This is a genomic window from Comamonas sp. GB3 AK4-5 (genome assembly GCF_041320665.1).
GTDB lineage: Bacteria > Pseudomonadota > Gammaproteobacteria > Burkholderiales > Burkholderiaceae_C > Comamonas.
Window position 1 is genome coordinate 3,295,423 of the sequence record NZ_CP166730.1, and the last position, 23,681, is coordinate 3,319,103.

The window sequence follows — 23,681 nt, forward strand, 5'->3', positions numbered from 1 at the left end:
TCATGCTTTGTTGCTCGCCCTTGCCGTACAGACGTACTGTCAGCGGGCGAGACGCCGCGCCTGAAGCGCTGTCTGGGCGTTGTGGGGATGACCCAAGCGCTTGCTGGACTGCGCTGACCCGCTCCGGCGGCCTGACCAGAGCCACAGGCCTGCGGCCACTCAGATGTTTTTGGTGGAGATACCGGCAGAGCCAAAACTCGCCATCTCGCGCAGCACGGCGCAGGCGGAAACGAGCAGCGGCCAGACTGTGGCCGCGCCCGAGCCTTCGCCCAGGCGCATCTGCCAATCCAGCAGCGGCGCCCCCCCCAGGGCCTGCAGCAGCAGCGTGTGGCCGGGCTCGCCCGAGCGGTGGGCATAGACGCAGCGTTCCAGCACCGCAGGGCGCAGGCGGCTGGCCACCAGCACGGCGGCCGAGGTGATGAAACCATCCACCACAATCACCCGGCGCTCCACCGCGGCTTGCAGCACGGCGCCCACCATGGTGGCCACTTCCAGCCCGCCCATGGCAGCCAGCACGGCCAACGGTTCAGTCACATCGGCATGGTGGTTCAGCACGCTGCGCAGCACCTCCACCTTGCGGCGCAGGCCCTCGGCGTCCAGGCCCGTACCCATGCCGCTGACGCTGGCCACATCCAGCTGCCCCAGCCGCGCCAGCAGCAGCGATGCGCAGGAGGTATTGCCAATGCCCATCTCGCCCAGCAACAGGGCATTGCCCGGCAGCTGTTTGACCAGGGCCATGCCGTTGTGGATGGCCATGCGGCATTCCTCCGCCGTCATGGCCGGGCCAGTGCTGCAGTCGCGCGTGCCATAGGCTACCTTGCGCCGCCACAGGCGCGGCTCGCCGGGCTTGGGCAACTTGTCTTCGGGGTCTTGCTCGCGCCGGTCTATATCGCGGGCCACACCACAGTCCACGATGTTCAGGTGAATGCCCTGGGTGCGCGAGAGCACGCTCACCGCTGCACCGCCGGCCAGGAAGTTCTCCACCATCTGCCAGGTCACATCCTGGGGATAGGCAGACACGCCACGCGCCGCCAGCCCATGGTCGGCGGCAAACACCACCATCTGCGGGGCCTGCAGCACAGGCGGCTCCGTGCCCAGGATGCAGGCCAGTTTCAGGGCCAGGCGTTCGAGCTGGCCCAGCGATCCCACAGGCTTGGTCTTGTCATCCAGCAGATGCTGGACATGCCGGGTGAATGCCTCGTCCTGGATGGAGGCCACGGTGGGGAGAAAGTCGTGCATAGCCAAAAATGGGAGGCGCCCGTCCATGCCTTCACGGCAGGCTGCGCTCCAAAGTGGAGAAAGCCCCAAGTATCGTCCTGCCCACACGCCCGCAGATCAATGCCAGGGTGCATTTCACGGCTGTTGCTCGCAGCTTTCATGCGCACCGAATTGAATCACTCATGCACCAAATTCAAGTTACTTGACAAATAATCAAGTCACTTGAAAAATAAACACCGCCGCTCGTTCAGCGGTTGCACTGCAGTCTCATGTGTTCATCTGAATGCGAGGAAGCAAGCTATGGCGCTTACACGACGTGGTTTCATTTCAAAAGGATCAACGCTCGGAGCGAGCGCTGCGCTGATCCACAGCACGGCCGCCACCACAGCCTGGGCCAAGAACGAGCAAACCCTGGTCTTTGCCGCTGCCGGCACCGTGACCAGCAGTTGGGATCCCAGCTCGCACACGGTGGCCCCGCAAATCACGGCCGAAGGCTTTCTGTATGGGCATTTGACGAAATGCCCGATGCGGCCCGGAAATGCCAGCGAGATCCTTCCTGACCTGGCCACCAGCTGGAAGGTCATCGACAAATTCACGCTGGAATACAGCTTGCGCAAGGGCGTCCGGTTTCACGACGGCAAGGAGTTTTCGGCCGAGGATGTGAAGGCCACCTTCGAATACGCCTCGCAACCGGAAAGACCCGCCTCCGCCTGGTACCCGGGTCGCGTGGATGTGGAAATCGTAGACCGCTACAAGATTCGGCTGAACACCCAGAAGCACGGCTACCCCGCTCTGAACTTCTGGTATTTGGTGGGCTTTTTGCCCATTCTTTCTGCCAAGGACGTGGCAGACCCCGCCACCTTGAAGCGGCGCCCCAACGGAACAGGGCCCTACCGTTATGTAGAGACCAAGGGCGACCAGATCATTTTCAAAGCCTTTGACAACTACTACGAAGGCAAGCCCCCCATCGACCATCTGGTCTGGGCCTATGTGCCCGATGCCAACACCCGGGTGCTGGGCCTGCTCAATGGGCAGTACCACCTCGCGGAGCGGCTGGAGCCGGAGCAATATGCCTCGCTCAAGCAAAACCCACGCATCGTCACGGACCGCAGCCTCTCCAGCGAAAACAAATACCTCCACTTCCGCTGCAACAAGCCCCCATTCAATGACCTGCGCCTGAGGCTCGCCGCCGTGCATGCCATTGACCGTGCACAGGTGCTGACCGTGGTCGGCGATGCGGGGCAGAACGCAGGCTGTCATCTGTCCCCCGTCAAGTTCGGCTACACCAACCTGGCCAGCTACCCCAAGTTCGACCCCGCACTGTCGCAAAAGCTGCTGGCTGCCGCCGGCTTCCCCAAGGGCAAGGGGCTGCCGGATATCGAATACATCACCTCGGTGGGTTTTTACCCCAAGACGCGCGAGTACGGAGAGCTCATCACCGGCATGCTGCAAGAGCAAGGCTTTCCGGTAAAGCTCACCACGCTGGAGCCTGCGGCATGGGAAGAACGCCTGTACCGCCGCGCCGACGGCCAGGGGCCTGGCCACATCATCGATGTGGGCTGGATCACCGGCTCTCCCGAGCCAGACCTGGTGCTGCGCCCCAACTACCACTCGAAATTCGCGCTGGTCAACGGCATCGCAGACCCGCAGCTCGATGCCTCGCTGGACAAGGAGCGCAATGCAGACACCGTCGAAGCCCGCCAAAAGATTCTGCAGGAAGAGACGCTGCCGCTGATTGCGAGCAAGGTGCCCAGCCTGTCGCTGTTCTCTTCGGTCTTTTTGCGCGCCATGACCAAGAACCTGCAAGGCGTCAGCTTCTACCCCAACGGCCCTGTCGACCTGAGCAAAGCGCGCTTTATCTGAGCCCCACGCGGCGCGCACGCCGCATCCACCGCCCCAACCATCACGGCTTGCGAATACAACAGGCCGGGGTGACGCTCGTTCACGCTTTGCGCAAGGCCTTGCCATGACATTTGCCATCGAGTTTTTTGCACGCCGCATCAGCCAGGGCCTGGTGATTGTGTTGTTGGTGGCTTTCGCCATCTTCACACTGCTTCGCGTGGTGCCGGGGGATCCCATCCGCATCATCCTGGGGCCCATGACGCCCGCCAATGTTCTAGAGGAAACCGCAAAGCAGCTCGGCCTGCGCGACCCCATCCCGGTGCAGTTCACGCGCTTTCTCGGCGAAGTCGCCACCGGTGACCTGGGGCATTCCTTCATCCGTGGAGCGCAGGGCGGGAGCAGCAGTGGCACGCAAGACACCCAAAGCCCGGGCAATGCAAGCCGCGCCTCCGTTGCGCAGCTGATTGCAAGCGCACTCCCCTATTCGCTGCAGCTTGCCGCGCTGGGCGTTTTTTTCGCCTTGATCGTCGCCATTCCCATGGGGCTGGGCGCCGGTTTGAACGCAGGGCGCTGGCCCGATCGCATAGGCCTCTACACCAGCTCGCTGTTCGTCTCCCTGCCCAATATCTGGGTGGGGGTCGTACTCATTTATTTGCTGTCCGCCAAGGCGGAGCTGCTGCCAGCGATTGGCTACCAGGGGTTTAGCTACACCATCATTCCGGCCATGGTCCTGGCCATAGAGCTGGCGCCGGTCATGATTCGGTCGATCTCCGTCTCGGTCGCCGCCAACCTGGGCGAGGCCTACTTTGACGTAGGCCTGGTGCGCGGCCTGTCCTACCGGGCCATGGTCACCCGGCATGTGCTGCGCAATGCCTCCATCCCTTTGCTCAACCTCTTTGGCGCGCAAATGATCGGCATGCTTTTGGGCGGGCTGTTCGTGGTCGAGTACATCTTCAGCTATCCCGGCATCGGCTTGCTCACCATCAACGCCGTCTTTCAGCGCGACTTCCCCATCATCCAGGCCGTTGCCATCCTCGCAAGCAGTGCCCTGGTCTCTCTCAACATGCTGGTGGACTATCTGTCCACCAGCATTGACCGGCGCTTGAAGTTCTGATGGAGACGTCCATGCCACACCCCGTGCATGCGGCGCGACGCGCCGGCATCAACGAGCGCATTGTGCGCAGTGCGTGGAAGCACACCGAGATGAAGCTGGCCTTTGCGATCTTTGCCATGCTGGCATTGCTTGCCGTTTTGGGCCCCTTGCTCATTGATGCGTCGGCCACGCGCATGAACGTCGCGGAGCGTTTTCTGCCTCCCGCCTTCATGGAGGGCGGATCGCTGCGGCACTTCATGGGCACGGACCAGCTGGGTCGCGACCTGCTGCTGCGCTCCCTCATCGGCCTGCGCAATGCCTTCGCGATTGGCCTTGTCAGCGTCGTCGGCATGTTCGTGCTGGGCTGTGCCATCGGCATCTTTTCGGGCTATCGCGGCGGCTGGGTGGACATTGCGCTGATGCGTCTGACCGACGTGCAGATGTCCATCCCCGTCATCATTTTGGCCATCACCATTTTGGGCATGTCGCGCCCCACCGCCCTCTCCGTGATTGCGGTGCTAATCCTCTCGAGCTGGCCGGTGTATGCGCGCGTGGCCCGCAGCGTCACGCTGGCGGAGCGCCAGAAAGAATATGTGCGGGCCGCCCAGATTCTGGGCGCCTCCGATATGCGCATCATGGCCAGGCATATTGCGCCCAGCGTGTTGCCTCCCATGGCTTTTGTGGCGGTGCTGGACGTGGCACGCATGATGATTTTTGAAGCCATCTTCGGCTTCATCGGCATAGGCATACAACCGCCAACGCCCACCTTCGGCACCATCATCTCCTCGGGCACCCAGTACCTGCTGAATGCCTGGTGGATCACCATTGTTCCTGGCGTGCTGCTGGCCCTGGCATTGAGCAGCCTGAATCTCATCGGCGGATTCTTGGAACGCGCGCGCAACCAAGCCCTTCAGGGAGTGGAGTGATGGGACCTCAAGCTGACGCGCTCTCGCCGCCCCCGGTTCTGGTGGTCGACAAGCTGGCCGTGGAGCTTTGCACCCATGGGGCGCCGCGCAAAATCCTGACGGACATTGGCTTTTCCATTGCCTCGAACGCCGTGCTGGGCATCATCGGAGAGAGCGCATCCGGGAAGACCGTGCTGTCCCGGGCACTGGTGAATGCGCTGCGTGCACCACTCCAGATCTCGGGGGGGCAGGTGCGTTACCGCGGCAAGGATTTGCTCCAGTGCACGCCCGCCGAGATGCGCCAGCTGCGGGGAAGAGAAATCGCCTATATCGGCGCCAATCCGGGCAGCGCACTCGACCCCACGCTGCCGGTAGGGCATCAAATCCAAGAAAAGCTGCTCGCGGTGTCACCGGGCATGGAAAAAAAGGCGGCCAAACGCCGGGTGATCGAGGTGCTGGATGCGGTGCGCATTCCTTCCGCAGCCAAGCGCTTTGACGAATACCCGTTTCAGTTCAGCGGCGGGATGCTGCAACGTGCCTTGATCGTGGACGCCCTGGTCTCCAACCCGCGTCTGCTCATTGCGGACAACATCACTCAGTCGCTCGATGTGACTGTGGCGGCCCAGATCCTGCGTCTGCTCAAGGAGCTGCAGCAAGACTTTCACACCGCCATCGTCTTTGTGTCTTCACTTCTGGGCATCGTGCGCGATATTGCCGACCAGGTGATCGTGCTCGACCAAGGCCGCATCGTGGAGCGCGCGCCCATTGCTCGCCTGATCGAACAGCCGGAACATGCCTATACCCGCGCACTGCTGGAACGGGTCCCCAGAATCTGGGGCGTGCAGGCACCGCCGAAGGCCGTGCTGGGCGAGACCATTCTGGATGTGCGTGCCGTCGTCAAAAGCTACGCGGTGCGCAACCAGCGCGCGCTTTTTGCCACCCAGAAAATTCAGGCGGTACGCGGCGTCTCGTTCTCCGTCAGAAAAGGGGAGAACGTCGGCATCATCGGGGAGTCGGGCTGTGGAAAGTCAACGCTTTCCCGCCTGCTGAGCTGCCTCGAGTCCCCAGACAGCGGTGCGGTTTTTTTTGAAGACACCCATCTCGGGGCTTTGCGCGGCCGCGAGCTGCTGCACATGCGGCGGCGCTTTCAGCTGCTGCTGCAAGACCCCTACAACGCCATTGCGCCCCATGCCACCATAGGCCGGACGATCTCGGAGCCGCTGCGCATCCATTCACCGCTGCGGGGCCAGGCGCTGCGCCAGCGGGTGATGGCGCAGATGGTCGAGGTGGGGCTGTCCCCCGAACTTTTTGACAGCCTGCCCGTGGGCCTCAGCGCCGGGCAGCGTCAGCGGGTCAACATCGCCCGCGCGCTGATGCTCGAGCCGGAGCTGCTCATCCTGGATGAAACCTTGTCAGCCCTCGATCAGGTGGAGCAGGCCAAGCTGCTGGATCTGTTCAAGCAGCTTCAAGCGCGGCGCGGCATCACCTATGTCTTCATCTCCCACGACCTGGCCATGGTCCGCCGTGTCTGCTCCCGCATTGCCGTCATGTACCTCGGCCGCATCGTGGAGCTGGCCGACAACGACGCCATATTCAGCCGCTCCTGCCACCCCTACACCCGCGCCTTGCTCAGTGCCGCGCCCAGCATCGAAGCAAAGCCCTACAGGACGGAAACCTATCTGCTAGAGGGCGAGCCACCTGACCCCATCCAGATCCCTCAAGGGTGCAGCTTTCGCACGCGCTGCCCATTTGCCATGGCGCAGTGCGCAGAAGTTGACCCCATACTCAGACCGGTCCAGGGAGAAGGCCTGGTGGCTTGTCACTTGGATGCTGCGCGCATGCCGGACGCGCGCAACATGCCAGGCACGCAGCCCCACACCCATGCCCCCCCCTCTGCTGCGCGGAACTACACACCGCCCATGGCTTGAAACGTTTTTCAACAGGGAGTATGTGATGCGACTTCAGGGAAAACGGGCGCTGCTCATTGGCGCCGCCACCGGCATAGGACGGGCCTGTGCAGAAGATTTTGTGCGCAACGGCGCGCGCATCGCCATCGCCGACATCAACAGCGCGGGCGTGCAGGAGGTCATCGCGCAACTCGGCCCCTTGGGGGCATCAGCCCATGGCCTCGGCTGCGATGTACGCGATGAAGCCTCGATGCGCGAGGTGGTGCGCGATGCGGAACGCCTGCTCGGCGGCCTGGATACCCTGGTCTTCCTCGCGGGCGCTATGCGCGTAGGCAAGGTCGATACCTTCGAAGCAGAAACCTGGGACGCGATCTTCGCGGTCAATGCGCGCGGCACCTTTCTGGCCGCCAAATACGGCGCACCCGCCCTGCGGCGCGCGGGCGGCGGCAGCATCACCACCACGGCCTCGCTCGCTGGGCTGCGCGGTGCGCCGGGCATGAGCGCATACGCGGCTGCCAAAGGGGCTGTGATCGCCTTCACCACGGCCTTGGCCCTAGAGCTGGCGCCCGACCATATCCGGGTCAACGCCGTGCTGCCAGGGTGGATTGACACGCCCTTCAACCGCCCAGCCATAGACCATATGGGGGGCGACGCGTTACATTCTGAGATCGTTCGCCGCGCCGTCCCCCTGGGGCGACAGGGCGTTCCCTCGGAGGTCTCCCCCATGTATGTGTTTCTGGCCTCAGAGGAAGCCAGGTACATCACCGCCAAGGCGATGATGGTGGATGGGGGAATGGCCCACTGATAGCTTTGTGGATAAGCCCTGGGGCAGGCACCCCCAGGGCTTTAGCGTATCCCGCCAGATTGAGCAGTATGGACAGAGTCAAGAAAAGTGTTGCGCCAGCCGACCCCGCCCTCGATGAATCGCGTAGAAGACTCGGCGTCAAGCTCAAGCTCGCCAGACAGACCAAGAACCTGACATTGCGCACGCTGGCTGAGCTGAGCCAATGCTCCGAAAGCCTTCTCTCCAAGATCGAGAATGGAAAAGCGCTGCCCTCTTTGCCCCTGGTGCACCGCCTGGTGCGGGTGCTGGACTCCAATGTGTCGTGGCTGTTTGATGAGACGGACCCCGACGAAGGCCCCATCTACCCCGCCGGCAAGCGCCCCCTGATTACGCTGGAGCGCAAACGCGGCGCAGGCGGGGTCTCCTTCGAGCGCATCATCCCCTTCAAGAACGGCCATTTGCTGGAGTGCACCATCCACCACATCGAGGTCGGGGGCCATAGCGGGGCCTCCATCACCCATGAGGGTGAAGAGGTGGGCTATGTGCTGTGCGGCCATGCCGAGCTGATTCTGGACGGCGTCAGCTACGAGCTCAAAGCCGGTGACGCCTTCTCCTTTCGCTCCCACCTCCCGCATTCCTACCGCAATATCGGCAAAGAGCGCGCCAGCATCTTCTGGGTGTGCACGCCACCCACGTTTTAAAAAAATCGCCTCCACCCGGAAGGCAGAAGCGATTGCATCATGGGCTTTGCATCACCCCCAGGCGGCGCAGCCTGGGTTGATGCAGCTGTCCTGATTTACTGCGACACCGGCACCTGCTCGGTGTACTCCATCAGCATGCCGCCACCTTCCACGGAACCGCTGACATGGCCATGGCGCATGCGCTGCTCGCAGCTATGGCGGTCGGTATCGGCCTTGAACACCTGGCAGCGGGCCATGGCATTGCGCTCGTACTGGTTGGCGCTTTGCGGGCCGCCCAACTGCCCCTGGCGCTCGGCCTGGCGTGCGGCGGCGGCTTCCCGGGCCTGCGGGTTGCCCATGTGCTGGCGGTGATCGGCCCTGCGCGGCTGTGCATGGCGCGGCTTGTTGTGCCGGGGCTGCGCATGGGGCGGCTGGTGCATGGGGGCGACCTGGGCATCGGCCGCAGGGGGCGATGCCGGCGCAGCAGGCGTGTCGCTGCTTTGTGCGAGTGCCCAGCCCGCCATGCTCAAGGCCACGGCACCTACCGTGGTCTGCAGCGTACGCAATCCAAAGTGTTTCATTTGGCAACTCCATTACCAAGAGTGGATAACAGCACTAGATTGCCGTTTTTGCACAGCGACGCTATCGGCCCACCCCTGCTGCCCCTGCAGGCCGCAGCCTACAGCGCGCTCTCGGCGGCCGGCGGCACAAACCACTGCCCCACGCCTTGCGCCAGCCGCGCAAACACCTGGTCCAGGCTGGGGGCGGACTCTCCAAACAAGGCATGGACCACGCTGGCGTTTTCAAACAGGCCATGCAAATAGGTGCCGACCACAGCCGGGTTGCCGCCCTGCCACCACATGCCGGGCAGCAGCTCTTGTGCGGGGTCTGCCGCACCGGCTTGCATATCGGCCCGCAGCTGGGTCTGTCCGTGGTGGATTTCATAGCCCTGCACACGCACCCCACCCAGGGCCTGCCAGGGCGGCAGCAGCGCCGGCAGGGTCAGCGTGGTGGGCTGCACGGTCTTGTCCTGGGCAAACAGCGTCACCAGTGGCAGCAGACCCAGGCCTGCGGCATTGCCATCCACACCATGCAGATCAATCAGCGCCTCACCCAGCATTTGCAGGCCGCCGCAAATGCCCAGCACGCGTTTGCCGGCCTGGGCATGGGCCACCACGGCGGCATCCAGCCCCTGGCTGCGCATCCACTCCAGGTCGGCCACCGTGGCCTTGCTGCCGGGCAGAATGACCCAGTCCGCATCCAGCAGCTGCGCGGGCGAGCGCGCCCACACCAGGCGCAGGCCGGGCACTTGCAGCAGGGGCTGGAATTCATCGAGGTTGCTGATGCGGGGATAGGCCAGTACCGCCACCGTGGTGTGCACGGCCTGGCCTGCGCCCTGGCTGCCACGGTCGTCGAACACACCGTCCTCCTCGGGCAGGCCATGGGCCCATTGCATGGGAATGCAGGCCACCGTGGGCACGCCAGTCTTCTCCTGCAGCATCTGCGGCGCGGGCGCCAGCAAATTAGCATCGCCCCGGAATTTGTTCAGTACAAAGCCCTGGATCAAGGCCTGCTCATCGGGAGGCAGCAAGGCCCAGGTGCCGTACAAATGGGCAAATGCCCCACCCCGGTCGATATCGGCCACCAGCAGGCAATGCGCCGCGCAATGCTTTGCCACGCGCATATTCACCACATCGCTGGCATGCAGATTGATCTCGGCCGGAGAGCCCGCCCCCTCGATCACCACCACATCGTTTTCGGCCCGCAAATCGTCCAGGGCCTGGGCAATCTGCGGCCAAACCTTGAGGCTGCGGCCGCGCCAGGGCATGCGCGACAGCGCCTCGTCCACTTGGCCAAGCAAGACCACCTGGCTGCGCGTATCGGCCTCGGGCTTGAGCAGCAACGGGTTCATACGCACATCGGGCGTGCAGCCCGCAGCCAGGGCCTGCAGGTATTGGGCCGTGCCAATTTCACCCCATTGCCCATCGGGCGTGGCCACCACGCGGGCGTTGTTGCTCATGTTCTGCGCCTTGAAGGGCGCGACCTTATAGCCCTGTGCCCGGTACCAGGCACACAAGGCCGTGGCCACCCAGCTTTTGCCGGCGCCGCTGCTGGTGCCCAGCACCATCACGCACAGCGCGGGCCGTTGGCCGGCCTGGGGCTGCGGCAGTTGAATTTGCGGGTTCATGTTCTCGTTCTCTTCAAGCATTCCAGGCGGCTTGCAGCGCGGCCTGCGATGCCGGTGGCAGCACGCCCAGGCGCACAGCCCCTAGCAGTCCAAAACTGGCGCAGTCGCGCAGCTTGATGCCCTGGGCACGCAAGGCGGTCAGGCGCTTGGCCAGATCGCCTGCATCCAGCGGCAGCCGCGCCACAAAGTAATTGGCTTGGTGGCCGGGCAGCACCTGCCAGCCCAGGCGCGCGCACAGCGCCAGCTGCTGCGCCTTCCAGGCGCGCAGCTGGTCCAGGCTGTGTGCCAGCCATTGCTGTACCTCGGTCGTGACCCAGGCCTGCAGCATGGCCACGCCGTGCGCCCCCACCACCCAGGATGGCGCCAGCGCGCGCAGCGCCTGCATCTCGGCCGAAGAGACATGCACGGGCGCAATCGCATAAGCCGCGCGCACCCCTGTCATTCCCAGGGCCTTGTTGGGCGTCCACAGCTGCCACAGGCCATCCAGATGGCGCGCGGGCGCTGCCCCTTCCAGCCACAGCGGGCGGTAAGCGCAGTCGAGTACATGCCAGGAACGTGCACCCTCACCCCAACCCTCTCCCTGGGGGAGAGGGGGAAAGCCTTCAACCTCAAGTTGCCCCAAAGGGCTGGAGGGCTCGCACCACCAGTGCAGCTCGGCCTGTTCACGTCCCTGCTGCGCCAGACCCCAGACCGCAGCGGCCTGGGCGTAGTCACCATAGTGGTGCGGAGGCAGGCTGATGCCACGGGCGCCGCTGCGCAGCGCATGCTGGGTCAGGCGGTGAATCAGCTCGCTGCTGCTGCCGCCTATGAGCAGGCGCTCCAGCGCCACGCCGTGGAAGGCCGCCAGCTGTGCGCGCAGCTCGGTATAGAGCGGATCGGGGTATTGCGCCCCATGGGCGGCCTGCAGTGCAGCCTCTGCGGCGGGGCAAGGCCCGCAGGCATTGCGGTTGGTGGAGAAATCATGGGCAGGCACGCCCAGCGCGTCCGTGCCGCCATGCAGGTTATCCGCCATGGGTGCTGGTCCTCCACATCCACAATGCAATCAAAATCATAGCTGCCAATGCGCAGACCACCTGCGTTACAAGCACTTTAGATGCCAAAGCCACGGCACGCAGCAGATCGGCAGATTCCGGTGCACTCCCCTCGGGGTTGAGCTGGTAGACGCCGGGCTTGGACAGGTGCACGCCCAGCGCCTGGGCCATGGCCCCCATGGGCCAGCCGCCATTGGGCGATGGGGTGACGGCGGCATCGCGCCGCAAGGCCTGCCAGTTCAGGCCACCGGCCAGCAGCGCCAGCCAGGCTGCCGTGAGGCGGGCCGGCAGCCAGCTCAGCACATCATCGGCCCGTGCCGCCCATTTGCCAGCCCATTGCCAGTGGCGGCGCTGCGCGCCCTGGCCGCGCCAACCGGGATAGCCCCACATGGCATCGGCCGTGTTCGCCAATCGATACAGCGCCGCGCCCGGCAGGCCGGCCACGGCAAACCAGAACAGCGGAGCAATCACGGAGTCATTCAAATTCTCGGCCAGGGTTTCGATGGCGCTTTCGCGCACCGTGGCGGCATCCAGCTGTGCGGTGTCGCGGCTAACCAGCCAGCGCAAACGCTCGCGCCCTGCGGGCAGCGACTGCTGCAGCGCGGCTTCCACGGCCAGCACCTCGTCCTTGAGCATGCGCCAGGACAGCAGCGGCTTGAGCAGCACGCCCACGACCACCCCGGTCAGCCACCAGGGCTCGTAGGGCAGCAGGAACAAGACCACCCCGTACGCAATAAAAACCAGAGCAGCCAATGCGCACCACAGCAGCGCTGCGAGTACAAAACGCTGGTAATCCCGCGCGACTTCTTCGCGCGCGGCCACACGCTGGCCCAGCCAGCCCAGGGCTTTGCCCATATAGACCACGGGGTGCAGCCAGGTGGGGGGCTCACCCCACAGCCTGTCCAGCGCCAGGGCCACCACCACGGCCAGCAGCGCGCCAAGTCCATGGCGCGCCCACAGCAGCTGGGCTGCCACCTCGGGCGCCATCCATGCCTTGTACAGCCAGGCCAGCGGGCTGAAAGACCAGGCCAGCAACTCCCACCAGGTGATAGCAGTCATGCCTTGTTATGCGCCAGAGTGCTGGCCCGCAGGCGGCGGAGCAATGCGCGAGGCATCCCAGAGGTCATCCATCAGCATGTCTTCCAAGGGCGCGCGGCTGGCCCATTTTTCCTGCTGCAGCATGGGCTCGGCGTAATAGGCATTCACCGGCCCCAGGCACAGCACACCCAGCGGGTGGGCGCCGGGTGGCATCTGCAGCAGGGCTGCCAGGGCCTGGGGATCGAAGATGGACACCCAGCCCATGCCCAGCCCTTCGGCGCGTGCGGCCAGCCACAGGTTCTGGATGGCGCAGCCGCTGCTGGCAATGTCCATCTCGGGCAGGGTGCGGCGACCAAAGATATGCGCCTCGCGCCCCGGCGGCATGGCCACCACCAGCACCTCGGCCGCATCCAGCACGCCCTGCACCTTGAGTTGCATAAAGTCTTCCTCGCGCGCGCGCAGGGCCCGGGCCGTGCGCACACGCTCTTCTTCCACCAGCGCGTGGATGGCCTGGCGCAGCACCGGGCTCTTCACCCGGATGAAGCGCCAGGGCTGCATAAACCCCACGCTGGGCGCATGGTGGGCGGCACGCAGCAGGCGCAGCAACACTTCGCTCTCCACCTGGCCGCCCGCGAAATGGCGCATGTCGCGGCGCTCGTAAATCGCGCGGTAGACCGCGGCGCGCTCGGCCTCGGTAAAAGGCGTGGCGGGGATGGTGGAAGCGGGGGTGGGAACATCAGGCTCGGACATACCGACCATTGTCGGCCAATCCCCCTCTCCTGCCAGTCAGCGACCTCAAAGAAAGCGTGAACTTTTCGCGCATAAAAAAAGACCTCCGAAGAGGTCTTTGCAGCAAAGCGGCGGGCGATAGTCAATGGCCCGACGCGCCCTGTCTGGCTTAGCTGCCCAGGTGCATGGTGAAGCGTGCGCCGTTGTTCAGCTCGCACTCGCCGGTGCCCAGCGCGTTGGAGTTCATCTGGTAGCTGCACTTCATCCAGCCACCGCGGCTGCCCACGCCATTGGCCATGCCGCCGCGGCTATTGCCTGGGTTGCGTGTGGCTTCGCCGGTATAGGTTTCGCCAGCCACATTGGCGGTGAAGATGCCGCGACCATGCAGGTCGTTGGTCACCGTGCCCTGCACCGCACCGTATTTGGCGGCCAGGTCGTTGGCGGGATACATGCGCGCATTGAAAGTGACCGTGCTTGCCACGGGCTGCTGCGCGCTGGCAGCAGCCGCTGCGGGCGACTGCACAGGACCACCCACCGTGGGCTGCATGGGCACCACATAGCAGGCGCTGAGCAGGCCGCTGAGGGCCAGCACGGCTGCTGCCTGGGCTGCACGAAGACGGTGACGGGTCACAAACGCAATACTGGTATGCATAGAAGATTCAAAGAAAGCAGGCACATACCTGCGTGCCGCGCAGTCTAAGCGAACTTTTTTTTATTACAAACAAATGCACCAGCGATTCACACCTTTGACATGCTGCTGCGCCAGCGCGGAGATGGTCAAGAATGGTCAATCCTCAATGCCGCGCTGGGCCGGGATACCCGCCTGGAAAGCGTGCTTGATCAGCTTCATCTCGGTCACGGTATCGGCCAGATCGATGAGTTCCTGCGGGCAACGGCGGCCAGTCAGGCAGACATGAACCTCCTTGGGCCTGGCCTTCAGGGTCTCCAGCACGGACTCCAGCGGCAGCCAGCCATAAATCAGCGGGTAGGTGATTTCGTCGAGCACCACCAGAAAGTATTCGCCCGACAAGATGGCTGCCTTGGCCTTTTCCCAGCCATCGCGGGCCAGCTGAGCGGAATGCTCCAGATCGCGGCTTTTCCAGCTGAAGCCGTCGCCCAGGCCTTCGATGGGCAGGCCCACCTGATCGGCCAGGCGATGCTCGCCAAAACGCGCCGTGGGCACCTTCATGAACTGGAAGACCTTGACGGCCTTGCCCCGGCCCGTGGCGCGGAAAGCCAGGCCGAACGCGGCCGTGCTCTTGCCCTTGCCGTCGCCGGTGTTGATGATGACCAGGCCACGGCGTTCGCCCTCGGGCTTTTCATAGGGCTTTTCGGAGGGAGGCGTTTCTATTTGCATGGGGAGAGTGATTCAGCAGATTCAAAAAAGCGGGCCGCCGCAGCGGCCCACGCGATATCAAAAAACGTGCTTAGAGCCGCTCACACGACCCAGCAAATCGAAGATTTGCGCTTGAGACGAGGCGCGAAGTCGCAGGCAGTACAGAGGTACGACAAGACGAAGCAACGACGTATCAAGGGTTGTGTTAGCAGGTCTCAGACCGCCTGGTAGACGCGGCGCTCCACCAGGGCGCTGCCTTGCAGGCGCTGCCAGGATTTGGCCAGGGCCAGCACCGCCAGATCAATCAGGGGCTCCAGCAGCACCACCGTCATATAGGCCGCGCCAAAGCGGCTGATGTCGGCCAGATTCGTCGCACCGGCGCCCTGGCCGTAGATGGCCCAGAAACCCACCCACAGCACAATGCCGCCCTGGTAGGCCACCGACAGCTTCAAGGTTTGCGTGTAACTCAGGTCCACATAGGCCATCTGCTGGGGTACCACGCGCCGCGCCAGAGCGGCAGTGGCAAACAGCGGCACCAGCAAGGTGGTCACATTCATGCCGTACTGGGGCAGGTCTTGCGGCGCAAAAAACAGGCTTTGCACCAGCAGGCCGACAGCCAGCCCGATGGCGGCCGGGGCCGCGCCAAAAATCAGCAGCAAGGTGGTGCCCAAAATCAGATGCACCTCGGACACGCCCACCGGGTGGTGGGGAAACACCTCAAAAAACACAAACACCAGCGCAGCCGCCAGGGCCGAGCGCAACAGCAAGGCCTGTGGCCCGCTTTGCCGCCACATGCCCCATGCCAGCCTGGCCGTATACGCCAGCGCGGCGGTGGCCGTGGCGTAGCTCAGCAGTATCTTGCTTCCATCCACCAGACCCGGTTCGATATGCATGGCAGGTTTCCTTCCACTGTTTGGCATTGCGTGCAATGCAGGTTAAAAATCAATGTGCCCTTCAGCGCTTCAGCGGGGCAGCGCCATCCACAGGTCTTCCACCTGGCAGATGCGGATGCGGTGATCGAACACGGCTTCCAGTGCGGCATGGGTTTCCGGTGCCTGGCAGGCACCGTGGTGCACCACCCGGCCGCTGGCCATCACCACCATATCGTCAGCCATCAAGGCGAATGACAGCTCATGTAACACGCTGACCACGGTGCTGCCCTGCGCCACCAGGGCACGCACGGACTGCATCCAGTCGGTCTGGTGCGGTGGGTCCAGATTGGCCAGGGGCTCATCCATCAGCAGCACCTGGGCCTGCACCGCCAGCGCACGGGCCAGCAGCACGCGCTGGCGCTCGCCGCCCGAGAGCTCCACCACCGGCCGGTGGCGCCATTCCCAGGCATGGGTGGCGCGCAGGCAGCGCTCTACCACGGCATGGTCTTCGCTGCTGGGCGCCGCCAGCCAGGCCTGGTGGGGCAAGCGGCCCAGCAGGGCCACGTCCAGCACGGTCAGGTCTTCGGTCACCACTTCGCCCTGGCCCAGCCAGGCCAGGGTCTGGGCTCTTTGCTTGCGCGGCCAGGCCGCAAGCGGCCGGCCCAGCAGCTCCACCCGGCCTTGCAGATGCGAGGCCGGCCACAGGCCACCCAGCACCTTGAGCAGGCTGGACTTGCCCGCGCCATTGGGGCCGACGATGCTGGTCCAGCGCCCTTGTGCGAACTGCACGGACAGCCCATGCAATATGGGGGTGGAATGCACGCTGGCGCAAATGCCATGCGCTTGCATAGCTATAGATTCGGGAGTTTTTACCCTGCTCATCGCCGCCCTCCGATGCCGGTGCTGCGGTGCATGCGCCACAGCAGATAGCTGCCGCCCAGGGCCGCGGTGAGCACGCCCACGGGCAGCTCCTGCGGGGCGACCAGCCAGCGCGCCAAAATATCGGCCGCCAGCAGCAGCACACCACCCATGGCCGCCGCCAGCAGCGTGCTGCGGCCATGGCCTACCCGCACCAGGCTGCGCACCAGATGCGGTGCGGCCAGGCCCACAAAGGCAATCAAACCGGTTTGCGCCACCGAAGTGCCGGTGGCCAGCGCCAACACGGCCACCAGGCCATAGCGCAGCTGGGTCAGCGGCAGACCCAGGCTGGTGGCCGTGGCCTCGCCCAGGCTCAGGCCATCGAGCACGCGGGAGCAGACCCAGGTGGCCAGCGCGCACAGCAGCAGCACGGCCGCCATCAACGCACAGCTTTCCCAGCCCACAAAGGCCGAGGTGCCCAGGGTAAAGGCCTGCATGGCCTGCAAAATATCGGGGTGGCGCAGCTCCAGCAGATCACGCACGGCGCCCAGCACCACGCCCACAATCACCCCGGCCAGCAGCAGGCGCAGCGTGTTTTGCACATTGCGCGCCAGCACCACGGTAAGGCCCACGGCGCAGGCCGCACCGGCAAAGGCCATGCCCGTCATACCCAGGCGGTAGACCAGGCTCAGGCTGGTGAGGGACGAGCCCATCAGCACCAGGCCCAGGGCGCTGCCCAGCGAGGCGCCCGAGGCGCTGCCCAGCAAATACGGGTCGGCCAGCGGGTTGCGAAAAAGGCCTTGTGCCACCGCGCCCGCCAGGCCCAGCAGTGCACCGGCCAACCAGGCCCCCATGGAGCGCGGCAAGCGGATGTCCATCACGATCTGCCAGGACGTGGCGTCGTCGCGCATGCGCAGCACGCTTTCCCAGCCGGTGCTGCCCACGCTGGCACCCACGGCCAGAAACAGCAGTGTCAACACGGCCAGCAGCCAGGCCAGCAAGGCACTGCGGCGCAGGCCCGGTGAGCGATCCAGATCGGTGGCCGCCATTACCGCCCTCCCTGCGCCTTGCGCGGGGCCTTGTCTATCAGGCACTGGGCGATCAAATGCGCGGCCTCGGCCATGCGCGGTCCGGGCCGCACAATGGTGAAGGACTGTTGGTCATTGAAGACACACAAATGCCCGCCCTTGATGGCTTTGAGGCTGTTCCAACCCGGATAGGCCGTGGCCGCCTGCATGCTGCGGTTGCCCAGCAAGATCACATCGGGCTGGGCACGCAGCAAGAATTCGGGGCTCAGGCGCGGGAATGGGCCCAGGTCGGCGGGCACCACGTTGTCCACGCCCAGCAGGGTCAATGTCTCGCCGATGAAGGACTGCGGCCCGGCCGCATAGGGGCCACGGCTCACTTCAAAATACACCCGGCTGTGCTTGACCTCTGCCGGAATGCGCTGTGCCGCATCGGCCACACCGGCCTGCAGCGCGCGCCACACGCGCTCGGCACCTTGCTCGGGCGCCACGCCCAGCAACTGGCCCAACTGACCCAGCACCCGGTGCACACCGGCCTGCGACTTCATGTCCAGCGCGGCCACAGGCAGACCCAGGGCCTCCAGCCGCTCCGCCGCTTTCGAGGAATGGGACAGCAGCACCAGATCGGGCTTGAGCGCCACCACCGATTCCACGCTGGGGTCCAGCCCGCCGCCCACCACGGGCAGCTTTTTGATCGATGCCGGCCAGTCGGAATAGCGATCCACCCCCACCAGCCGGTCACACAGGCCCAAGGCGCAGGTGCTTTCGGTCAGCGAAGGCAGCAGGCTGACAATGCGCTGCGGTGGCTTGGCCAGCTTGATGGTCTTGCCACGGTCATCCGTGATGGGCTGGGGCGCCAGCCGGGCCGACTCGGCCAACACCGGAATGGCAGCCGCACGCTGGGCAGCCGACAGCGCAGGCTGGGCTTGTGCCGCAGCAGACTGGGCCGCCATGGCAGTGCCCAGCAGCAGCGCGGCCAAGGCCGTGCCCAGCAGCAGCGCGGCCAAGGCCGTGCGCCGCAGCGCAAAAACAAGGAGTTGAAAGCTCATTTCAAGCACAGCGGTAGGCCCGCTGCCATCAAGGTGGCGCGGCTGCATGTACGGGCCACATCCTGGTTCAAGACACCGAGCGCATCCACAAAGGCTCGCACTTCGCGGCCCAAGGGGATCACGCCCAAACCAATTTCATTGCCCACCACCACCACGGGGCCGGGGCAGCGCGGGAGAACTTCCAGAAAGAGAGCACGCTGCGCGCTCCAGTCCTGCGCTGCAGCCTGATTGGATGCGGAAGACACGGCATCCTCCATTGGCATCATCCAGTGGGTCAGCCACAGCGTCAGGCAGTCCACCACCACTAGGCACTGCGGGCTGCTATGGGTCTGCAAGGCCTGGGCCAGCAGCCGTGGCGCTTCCACCGTTTGCATACCGGGCACGCGCTCGGCGCGCTCGACCTGGTGGCGGGCAATACGGGCGCGCATTTCATCGTCCCAGGCCTGGCCGGTGGCCAGATAGACAGCCTGGCGGCTGGGCGCGGCGTCCATCCAGTCGCGCGCGGCCTGCTCGGCACGACGGGTCTTGCCGCTTTTCTGGCCGCCCAAAATCAGCTCCTGCCAGGGCGCTGTGGGCTTGGATAGGGTGGGGCTCATGGTGTGCACGGGCTGCATTATGAAAGTGCGTGTGCGACGCTTGCGACAGCGCCCTCTTCGCCTGCTGCATCGCCTGCATCACCCCAGCGCAACGGCTCGGCGCCGAACAGCGCAGCCACGGCACGCGGGTGCGAAGCAAACCAGGCGTGAAAATAGCTGGCATGCACGCTGCCATGTTGGTAGACGGCCTCGCCCTTGCCGGCCTCTGCCTTCTGGCGCGCCCGGCTGGTGCGCGCCACTTCGGTGGCCGTGCAATCAAAGCGCGAATAGTGAAAGGTGTGGCCGCGCAGCACGCCGCCTTGCAACACGCATTGCTGCATGCCCAGACCGGCCAATTTGTTTTGCATTTGGCCAGTGCCAGGCAGGATGCCCCACAGCGGCTGGGCCTGGCCATCCACATCGCTCATCTGCTGGCCCAGCGCCAGCATGCCGCCGCATTCGGCCCACACGGGCTTACCCGCCGCCACATGGGCTTGCAGATCGGCCTGCAGGCTGCGGTTGGCCGCCAGTGCAGCCGCATGCAGCTCGGGGTAGCCACCGGGCAGCCATAGCGCATCGCAGGGCGGTAGGCCTTCACCTGCCAACGGCGAGAAGAACGCCAGATTGGCCCCCATGGCTACCAGACAATCCAGATTGGCCGGGTAGATAAAGCTGAAAGCGGCATCGCTGGCCACGGCAATGGTGCGGCCCCGCAACCAGGGCTGGGGCGCCTCCAGGGCGGCGGTCGGGGCTGGAAACTCCACGCTAAAGCGCAGCCAGTCTTCCCAGCCCATTTGACCCAGCGGGGTCTCTGCCAATTGGTCTGCCGCAGTGTTCAGGCGGGCCATGGCATCGGGCAGCTCGTGCGCGGCCACCAGGCCCAGATGACGCTCGGGCAGCAATGGCCCATTCTTGCCCTGGCCCAGGGGTGGCAAGGCGCCCAGCCACAGCGCGGGCGTGCGCAAGCTGGTCTGCAGCATATGCGCATGCATGGTGCTGGCCACGCGGTTGGCCAGCACGCCGGCCCAGGGCACACCCGTCTGGTATTGCTGCATGCCCAGCACCAGGGCACCAAAGCTGCCGGCCATGGCCGAGGCATCGACCACCAGCAACACCGGTATGCCCAGCTGCTCGGCCAGATCGGCTGCTGTGGGGCTGCCATCGAACAAGCCCATCACGCCTTCGATGAGGATGACATCGGCCTCGCCGGCCGCCGCGTGCAGGCGGGCGCGGACCTCGTCCATGCCCACCATCCAGCCGTCCAGGTTGTGCACGGGCGCGCCACTGGCCAACTGGTGCCAATAGGGATCGAGAAAGTCCGGCCCGCACTTGAACACGCGCACCCGGCGGCCCTGTCGGGTATGCCAGCGCGCCAGGGCCGCCGTGACGGTGGTCTTGCCCTGGCCGGAGGCCGGTGCGGCAATCAGCAGGGCTACGCAGTGGTGGACTGGGGCAGAAGCAGAGGTCGTGTGTGGCATGCGAACTTTCTCAGGCATTGCAGGTGGGCTGTTCGGGCATCCGTATGGCCCTAGTGGGGCATCCACTTGAGGCCCACCCAGAAGGTGCGGCCCGGCGTGGCGTAGTCCTGGGCCAAGGTGTAGTCCTTGTCCATCAGGTTGTCGACGCGCGCGGTGAGCGTGAAGTCCCTGGCGATTTGCCGGGACGCGGACAGGTTGAACAAGGTGTAGCCGGCCAGCGTCATCACCTTGTCATCCTTGCCGTTATAGCGGCGGCTGGCCGCCTGCATTTCGGCTCCCAGGGTCCAGCCTTGCACAGCAGCATCCACGCCCAGGGTGGCAAAGCGGCGTGAGCGGCGCTCCAGCAGCTTGCCAGTCTCTTCGTTCTTGGGGTTTTGAAAATCCACCGAGCCATACCACTTCAGCATGCCGGTGCGATAGGCGCCAGCGATGGTAATGCCCTGCAGCAAGGCGCGATCCACATTCACATAACAGGACGGCATGCCGCAACTGCCCAGCCCCTTTTGGTAGGACACCAGGTTCTTGAGCTTGTTGTGGTAGAGCGTGATGCCCAGGTGATTGCCCTGCTGCGCCCAGCGCAGGCCGATTTCCTTGTTCAAGCTCTCTTCAGGCGCCAATGTAGAGTCGCCATAGGCCGAGAAACGCTGGTACAAGCTGGGCACACGAAAGCCGGTCGAGGCGGAAGCCGTAGCCCGCCACTGGGGGGCGAAATCCCAGCCATAACCAATGCCGCCCGTGTTCTTGCGACCAAAGTCACTGTCATCGTCACTGCGGGCATTGAGCTGCACGGTATGGTTGCCATATTTGGCGCCATAGCCTACGGCGATGCCTGTCTGATCGCGTTCCTTGCGGTTGGTGTTTTTCAGCCCTGTGTTCTCCAGCGCATCTTCACGCCGCTCCAGCGCCAGGCTCAGCGTCCCCTGCCCCAGTTTCCATTCGTTTTGCAACAGCAAGGTGCGCAGCCGGGTTTCCGCCTCATAAAGGCTGGTGCCCGTGGTCTGGTAGCGGTTGGTGGACTCGCTCACGGACAGACGTGTGCGGTAGCCCTCTGTCCACTGGGCCGCCCATGTCAAGCCATAGGCATCGAACTCACGGATCGCCCGATCGTCCTGGATTGATTTGGTGGCGTCATAGCCCGCATCGGATTTACTGGTCAGCGCCGTCAGATCCAAGCGGTGAACCTTGCTCAGCTGCAGACCCACGCGCGCATTGGCGGATTTGCGGGTGTAGCCATCACGGTCTTCGTTGTGCACCCCATTGGTCTTGGAGTCAAAGCCCTTGCTTGTCGCATAAGAAACGCCCAGTGCGTAATCCACGGCACCATGCGCACCGCTGAGGCCGGCCTCGCCCTTGCTGCTGCCGTAGGTACCGGCGCCAACCCCAATGAAAGGATGCACTCCATCTTCGCCACGTTTGGTGAAAATCTGCACTACCCCCGCCAGGGCGTCCGAGCCATACACAGCACCAGCAGCACCGCGCAGCACTTCGATACGGTCTATCAAATCAACGGGCAAGGATTCCCACTGCGCGCCACCCGAGCCGTTTTGTCCATCCACCCGAATCCCATCGATGTACACCGCCGTGTGCTGCTTGCTGGCGCCCCGCAGGTACAGACTGGTGTCGGATCCTGGACCACCATTGCGGGTGATCTGCACGCCGGGCAACTTGGCCATTACATCTTCCAGGGAGCGGCCAGCCTGCTGGTCCAGCTGATCACGGTCCACCACCGTGATGTCCGCCACCACATCGGCCAGGCGTTGCTCGCTGCGCGTGGCCGACACCACTACATCATCCAGATTGGCGGCATGCACCGTTGCTGCAGCCAGTGCCGTCAGCCCCACGGCCACGCTGGCGGCATGCGCGGCCAGCGACGAAGCAGCGCCCGCGCACTGCTGAGAAAACGAACTCATTGGAGAAATCAGAAAAGTCCGCCCGCGCCAGCCTCCCCGCCAGCAGTGGGCAACCACATGCCCTGCCAAAGCGGGCACACCTGTGTTGGCCGGTATCCGGGCTGGTCCTCCACACCATCGCCTTCCCACATGCTTGTTCAAGGCATGCAGTGGCTGTGTTGAATGGCGGGGGTGCAGCATATGCACCTAGGACTCACCGTTGCGGGGGCAGCGCAGGCTGGGCATGTGGGGGGCCCACGTCGCCGTCCTGCTTCCCGTTGAACTGCCACGCGTGAACCGCGCGACGAGCACCAACAGGGTGCGATTCTAAAGAGTGCCGGAGCCCACGCCCCACAAGCAGGGGAATGGGCTGCAAACGGGGACTACGCGCAAGCCCTCTTCAGAACTTGTAGGCGGACACCGCATTTATGCGCCTGGAACGCCGAACAGCAAGGTCTGGCATAGGAAATTCCAACTTGTTGCAGGCGCGAAAGCCTACAATCGCTACCCTCTATGTCCATGACCTCACAGCCTTCCCTGATCGAGCCGCTGGCAGAGCGTGTTGATCGCCTGCTGGTGCGGCATGCGGAGCTCCAACGCACCAATACCCTGTTGGCCGAACAAGTCGCCGCCCTGACGCAGGAGCGCGATTCGCTGCGTTCGCGCCTGCACGCGGCACGCTCCCGTGTCGACGCCCTGATTGCACGCTTGCCCGTCAACCAAGAGGGATCATGAGCCAGATCGAAGCACGCATCCTGCAGCAAGACTATCTGCTGACCTGCCCCGATGGCCAAGAAGCCCCGCTGCTGGCTGCCGTCGACCGCGTTGACGCGGAGATGGAACGCATACGCAACACTGGCAAAGTCCGCTCGCGCGAGCGTGTGGGCGTGCTGGTGGCCGTGAATCTGGCCTTTGAAAATGCAGCCCTGAGCGAGCGGGTGCAGGCATTGGAGCAAGAGCTGGACCTCAACCTCGAAAGCACGCCAACCGCCCTGCCGGCCACCGAGACCACCCACAGCGACGAGGACACGCCGGCGCTGATGACGGAGCTGCAGGCACTGCTGGCACAGCGTGAGCTGGAGCTGCTGCAGGCCCAGCATCTGATTGCACGCATGGAAGCCGCACTGGATGTAGAAAGCCAACTGCTGTAACGGCTTTGGGGATTGTCGGCACTGCGGCCAGAA

General features: G+C 64.5%; 23 protein-coding genes and 1 riboswitch. Of the genes, 8 read left to right on the forward strand and 15 right to left on the reverse strand.

What is annotated here, in order from left to right:
• Nucleotides 1–159: 159 nt before the first annotated feature.
• The gene (cobT, locus tag ACA027_RS14910; protein ID WP_370678984.1) at nt 160–1,239 is read right to left on the reverse strand and encodes a nicotinate-nucleotide--dimethylbenzimidazole phosphoribosyltransferase; all 1,080 of its coding nucleotides are present in this window, start codon (nt 1,237–1,239) and stop codon (nt 160–162) included.
• 279 nt (nt 1,240–1,518) lie between these two features.
• Here cobT and ACA027_RS14915 point away from each other — a divergent pair, with 279 nt between their 5' ends.
• The 6 genes from ACA027_RS14915 to ACA027_RS14940 all read left to right on the forward strand — a co-directional run bounded on the left by ACA027_RS14915 (nt 1,519) and on the right by ACA027_RS14940 (nt 8,450).
• Nucleotides 1,519–3,081: an ABC transporter substrate-binding protein gene (locus ACA027_RS14915; protein WP_370678985.1), complete on the forward strand. Its 1,563-nt coding sequence runs from the start codon at nt 1,519–1,521 to the stop codon at nt 3,079–3,081.
• A 103-nt stretch (nt 3,082–3,184) separates the two neighbouring features.
• The gene (locus ACA027_RS14920; protein WP_370678986.1) at nt 3,185–4,174 is read left to right on the forward strand and encodes an ABC transporter permease; all 990 of its coding nucleotides are present in this window, start codon (nt 3,185–3,187) and stop codon (nt 4,172–4,174) included.
• A gap of 11 nt (nt 4,175–4,185) precedes the next feature.
• Nucleotides 4,186–5,079, forward strand: coding sequence for an ABC transporter permease (locus ACA027_RS14925; RefSeq protein WP_370678987.1), 894 nt, complete (start codon nt 4,186–4,188; stop codon nt 5,077–5,079).
• Nucleotides 5,079–6,986: a dipeptide ABC transporter ATP-binding protein gene (locus tag ACA027_RS14930; protein WP_370678988.1), complete on the forward strand. Its 1,908-nt coding sequence runs from the start codon at nt 5,079–5,081 to the stop codon at nt 6,984–6,986. Before ACA027_RS14925 ends, ACA027_RS14930 begins: the two co-directional genes overlap by 1 nt.
• Before the next feature lie 25 nt (nt 6,987–7,011).
• Nucleotides 7,012–7,770, forward strand: coding sequence for an SDR family NAD(P)-dependent oxidoreductase (locus ACA027_RS14935; protein WP_370678989.1), 759 nt, complete (start codon nt 7,012–7,014; stop codon nt 7,768–7,770).
• Between the two features lie 68 nt (nt 7,771–7,838).
• Entirely contained in the window at nt 7,839–8,450 is a 612-nt protein-coding gene (locus tag ACA027_RS14940) for a cupin domain-containing protein (protein ID WP_370678990.1), read from the forward strand.
• A gap of 95 nt (nt 8,451–8,545) precedes the next feature.
• Here ACA027_RS14940 and ACA027_RS14945 read toward each other — a convergent pair whose 3' ends face one another.
• From ACA027_RS14945 to ACA027_RS15010, 14 genes are all read right to left on the reverse strand, one after another.
• Nucleotides 8,546–9,010, reverse strand: coding sequence for a hypothetical protein (locus ACA027_RS14945; protein ID WP_370678991.1), 465 nt, complete (start codon nt 9,008–9,010; stop codon nt 8,546–8,548).
• Between the two features lie 98 nt (nt 9,011–9,108).
• Nucleotides 9,109–10,617: a cobyric acid synthase gene (locus ACA027_RS14950; protein WP_370678992.1), complete on the reverse strand. Its 1,509-nt coding sequence runs from the start codon at nt 10,615–10,617 to the stop codon at nt 9,109–9,111.
• A 13-nt stretch (nt 10,618–10,630) separates the two neighbouring features.
• Nucleotides 10,631–11,629, reverse strand: a complete 999-nt coding sequence (locus ACA027_RS14955; protein ID WP_370678993.1) for an aminotransferase class I/II-fold pyridoxal phosphate-dependent enzyme — start codon at nt 11,627–11,629, stop codon at nt 10,631–10,633.
• Nucleotides 11,619–12,707, reverse strand: a complete 1,089-nt coding sequence (cbiB, locus tag ACA027_RS14960; protein WP_370678994.1) for an adenosylcobinamide-phosphate synthase CbiB — start codon at nt 12,705–12,707, stop codon at nt 11,619–11,621. Before cbiB ends, ACA027_RS14955 begins: the two co-directional genes overlap by 11 nt.
• Before the next feature lie 6 nt (nt 12,708–12,713).
• The gene (gene bluB, locus ACA027_RS14965) at nt 12,714–13,436 is read right to left on the reverse strand and encodes a 5,6-dimethylbenzimidazole synthase (protein WP_370678995.1); all 723 of its coding nucleotides are present in this window, start codon (nt 13,434–13,436) and stop codon (nt 12,714–12,716) included.
• Between the two features lie 148 nt (nt 13,437–13,584).
• Nucleotides 13,585–14,067 (reverse strand): hypothetical protein, encoded by a 483-nt coding sequence (locus ACA027_RS14970; RefSeq protein ID WP_370678996.1) that lies wholly within the window; start codon nt 14,065–14,067, stop codon nt 13,585–13,587.
• 135 nt (nt 14,068–14,202) lie between these two features.
• A complete protein-coding gene (gene cobO / locus ACA027_RS14975) occupies nt 14,203–14,772 on the reverse strand; it encodes a cob(I)yrinic acid a,c-diamide adenosyltransferase (RefSeq protein ID WP_370678997.1) in 570 nt (189 codons plus the stop codon).
• Between the two features lie 194 nt (nt 14,773–14,966).
• Nucleotides 14,967–15,644, reverse strand: coding sequence for an energy-coupling factor ABC transporter permease (locus ACA027_RS14980; RefSeq protein WP_370678998.1), 678 nt, complete (start codon nt 15,642–15,644; stop codon nt 14,967–14,969).
• A 69-nt stretch (nt 15,645–15,713) separates the two neighbouring features.
• On the reverse strand, nt 15,714–16,472 hold the full coding sequence (locus ACA027_RS14985) for an ABC transporter ATP-binding protein (protein ID WP_370678999.1): 759 nt from the start codon (nt 16,470–16,472) through the stop codon (nt 15,714–15,716).
• A gap of 29 nt (nt 16,473–16,501) precedes the next feature.
• Complete coding sequence (locus ACA027_RS14990) at nt 16,502–17,530, reverse strand: FecCD family ABC transporter permease (RefSeq protein ID WP_370679000.1); 1,029 nt, start codon at nt 17,528–17,530, stop codon at nt 16,502–16,504.
• Complete coding sequence (locus tag ACA027_RS14995) at nt 17,530–18,555, reverse strand: ABC transporter substrate-binding protein (protein WP_370679001.1); 1,026 nt, start codon at nt 18,553–18,555, stop codon at nt 17,530–17,532. The genes ACA027_RS14990 and ACA027_RS14995 overlap by 1 nt, the downstream gene beginning before the upstream one ends.
• The gene (locus ACA027_RS15000) at nt 18,552–19,151 is read right to left on the reverse strand and encodes a bifunctional adenosylcobinamide kinase/adenosylcobinamide-phosphate guanylyltransferase (RefSeq protein WP_370679002.1); all 600 of its coding nucleotides are present in this window, start codon (nt 19,149–19,151) and stop codon (nt 18,552–18,554) included. Before ACA027_RS15000 ends, ACA027_RS14995 begins: the two co-directional genes overlap by 4 nt.
• Nucleotides 19,152–19,168: 17 nt before the next feature.
• A complete protein-coding gene (locus ACA027_RS15005) occupies nt 19,169–20,608 on the reverse strand; it encodes a cobyrinate a,c-diamide synthase (RefSeq protein ID WP_370679003.1) in 1,440 nt (479 codons plus the stop codon).
• A gap of 50 nt (nt 20,609–20,658) precedes the next feature.
• Nucleotides 20,659–22,518 carry a TonB-dependent receptor domain-containing protein gene (locus tag ACA027_RS15010; RefSeq protein WP_370679004.1) on the reverse strand — a complete coding sequence of 620 codons (1,860 nt, stop codon included), beginning with the start codon at nt 22,516–22,518 and terminating at the stop codon, nt 20,659–20,661.
• A gap of 69 nt (nt 22,519–22,587) precedes the next feature.
• Nucleotides 22,588–22,828: riboswitch (cobalamin riboswitch) on the reverse strand.
• A gap of 188 nt (nt 22,829–23,016) precedes the next feature.
• On the opposite strand from ACA027_RS15010, the gene ACA027_RS15015 reads away from it, so the two are divergent.
• Together ACA027_RS15015 and ACA027_RS15020 are read left to right on the forward strand one after the other, a co-directional pair.
• A complete protein-coding gene (locus tag ACA027_RS15015) occupies nt 23,017–23,232 on the forward strand; it encodes a DUF904 domain-containing protein (RefSeq protein ID WP_370679005.1) in 216 nt (71 codons plus the stop codon).
• Nucleotides 23,229–23,648: a cell division protein ZapA gene (locus ACA027_RS15020; protein ID WP_370679006.1), complete on the forward strand. Its 420-nt coding sequence runs from the start codon at nt 23,229–23,231 to the stop codon at nt 23,646–23,648. The genes ACA027_RS15015 and ACA027_RS15020 overlap by 4 nt, the downstream gene beginning before the upstream one ends.
• Nucleotides 23,649–23,681: the final 33 nt, after the last annotated feature.

Bases quoted from the DNA above. Each gene is read 5' to 3' on its own strand.
- cobT (WP_370678984.1), bottom strand. From the start codon at position 1,239: ATGCACGACTTTCTCCCCACCGTGGCCTCCATCCAGGACGAGGCATTC.
- ACA027_RS14915 (WP_370678985.1), top strand. From the start codon at position 1,519: ATGGCGCTTACACGACGTGGTTTCATTTCAAAAGGATCAACGCTCGGA.
- ACA027_RS14920 (WP_370678986.1), top strand. From the start codon at position 3,185: ATGACATTTGCCATCGAGTTTTTTGCACGCCGCATCAGCCAGGGCCTG.
- ACA027_RS14925 (WP_370678987.1), top strand. From the start codon at position 4,186: ATGCCACACCCCGTGCATGCGGCGCGACGCGCCGGCATCAACGAGCGC.
- ACA027_RS14930 (WP_370678988.1), top strand. From the start codon at position 5,079: ATGGGACCTCAAGCTGACGCGCTCTCGCCGCCCCCGGTTCTGGTGGTC.
- ACA027_RS14935 (WP_370678989.1), top strand. From the start codon at position 7,012: ATGCGACTTCAGGGAAAACGGGCGCTGCTCATTGGCGCCGCCACCGGC.
- ACA027_RS14940 (WP_370678990.1), top strand. From the start codon at position 7,839: ATGGACAGAGTCAAGAAAAGTGTTGCGCCAGCCGACCCCGCCCTCGAT.
- ACA027_RS14945 (WP_370678991.1), bottom strand. From the start codon at position 9,010: ATGAAACACTTTGGATTGCGTACGCTGCAGACCACGGTAGGTGCCGTG.
- ACA027_RS14950 (WP_370678992.1), bottom strand. From the start codon at position 10,617: ATGAACCCGCAAATTCAACTGCCGCAGCCCCAGGCCGGCCAACGGCCC.
- ACA027_RS14955 (WP_370678993.1), bottom strand. From the start codon at position 11,629: ATGGCGGATAACCTGCATGGCGGCACGGACGCGCTGGGCGTGCCTGCC.
- cbiB (WP_370678994.1), bottom strand. From the start codon at position 12,707: ATGACTGCTATCACCTGGTGGGAGTTGCTGGCCTGGTCTTTCAGCCCG.
- bluB (WP_370678995.1), bottom strand. From the start codon at position 13,436: ATGTCCGAGCCTGATGTTCCCACCCCCGCTTCCACCATCCCCGCCACG.
- ACA027_RS14970 (WP_370678996.1), bottom strand. From the start codon at position 14,067: ATGCATACCAGTATTGCGTTTGTGACCCGTCACCGTCTTCGTGCAGCC.
- cobO (WP_370678997.1), bottom strand. From the start codon at position 14,772: ATGCAAATAGAAACGCCTCCCTCCGAAAAGCCCTATGAAAAGCCCGAG.
- ACA027_RS14980 (WP_370678998.1), bottom strand. From the start codon at position 15,644: ATGCATATCGAACCGGGTCTGGTGGATGGAAGCAAGATACTGCTGAGC.
- ACA027_RS14985 (WP_370678999.1), bottom strand. From the start codon at position 16,472: ATGCAAGCGCATGGCATTTGCGCCAGCGTGCATTCCACCCCCATATTG.
- ACA027_RS14990 (WP_370679000.1), bottom strand. From the start codon at position 17,530: ATGGCGGCCACCGATCTGGATCGCTCACCGGGCCTGCGCCGCAGTGCC.
- ACA027_RS14995 (WP_370679001.1), bottom strand. From the start codon at position 18,555: ATGAGCTTTCAACTCCTTGTTTTTGCGCTGCGGCGCACGGCCTTGGCC.
- ACA027_RS15000 (WP_370679002.1), bottom strand. From the start codon at position 19,151: ATGAGCCCCACCCTATCCAAGCCCACAGCGCCCTGGCAGGAGCTGATT.
- ACA027_RS15005 (WP_370679003.1), bottom strand. From the start codon at position 20,608: ATGCCACACACGACCTCTGCTTCTGCCCCAGTCCACCACTGCGTAGCC.
- ACA027_RS15010 (WP_370679004.1), bottom strand. From the start codon at position 22,518: ATGAGTTCGTTTTCTCAGCAGTGCGCGGGCGCTGCTTCGTCGCTGGCC.
- ACA027_RS15015 (WP_370679005.1), top strand. From the start codon at position 23,017: ATGACCTCACAGCCTTCCCTGATCGAGCCGCTGGCAGAGCGTGTTGAT.
- ACA027_RS15020 (WP_370679006.1), top strand. From the start codon at position 23,229: ATGAGCCAGATCGAAGCACGCATCCTGCAGCAAGACTATCTGCTGACC.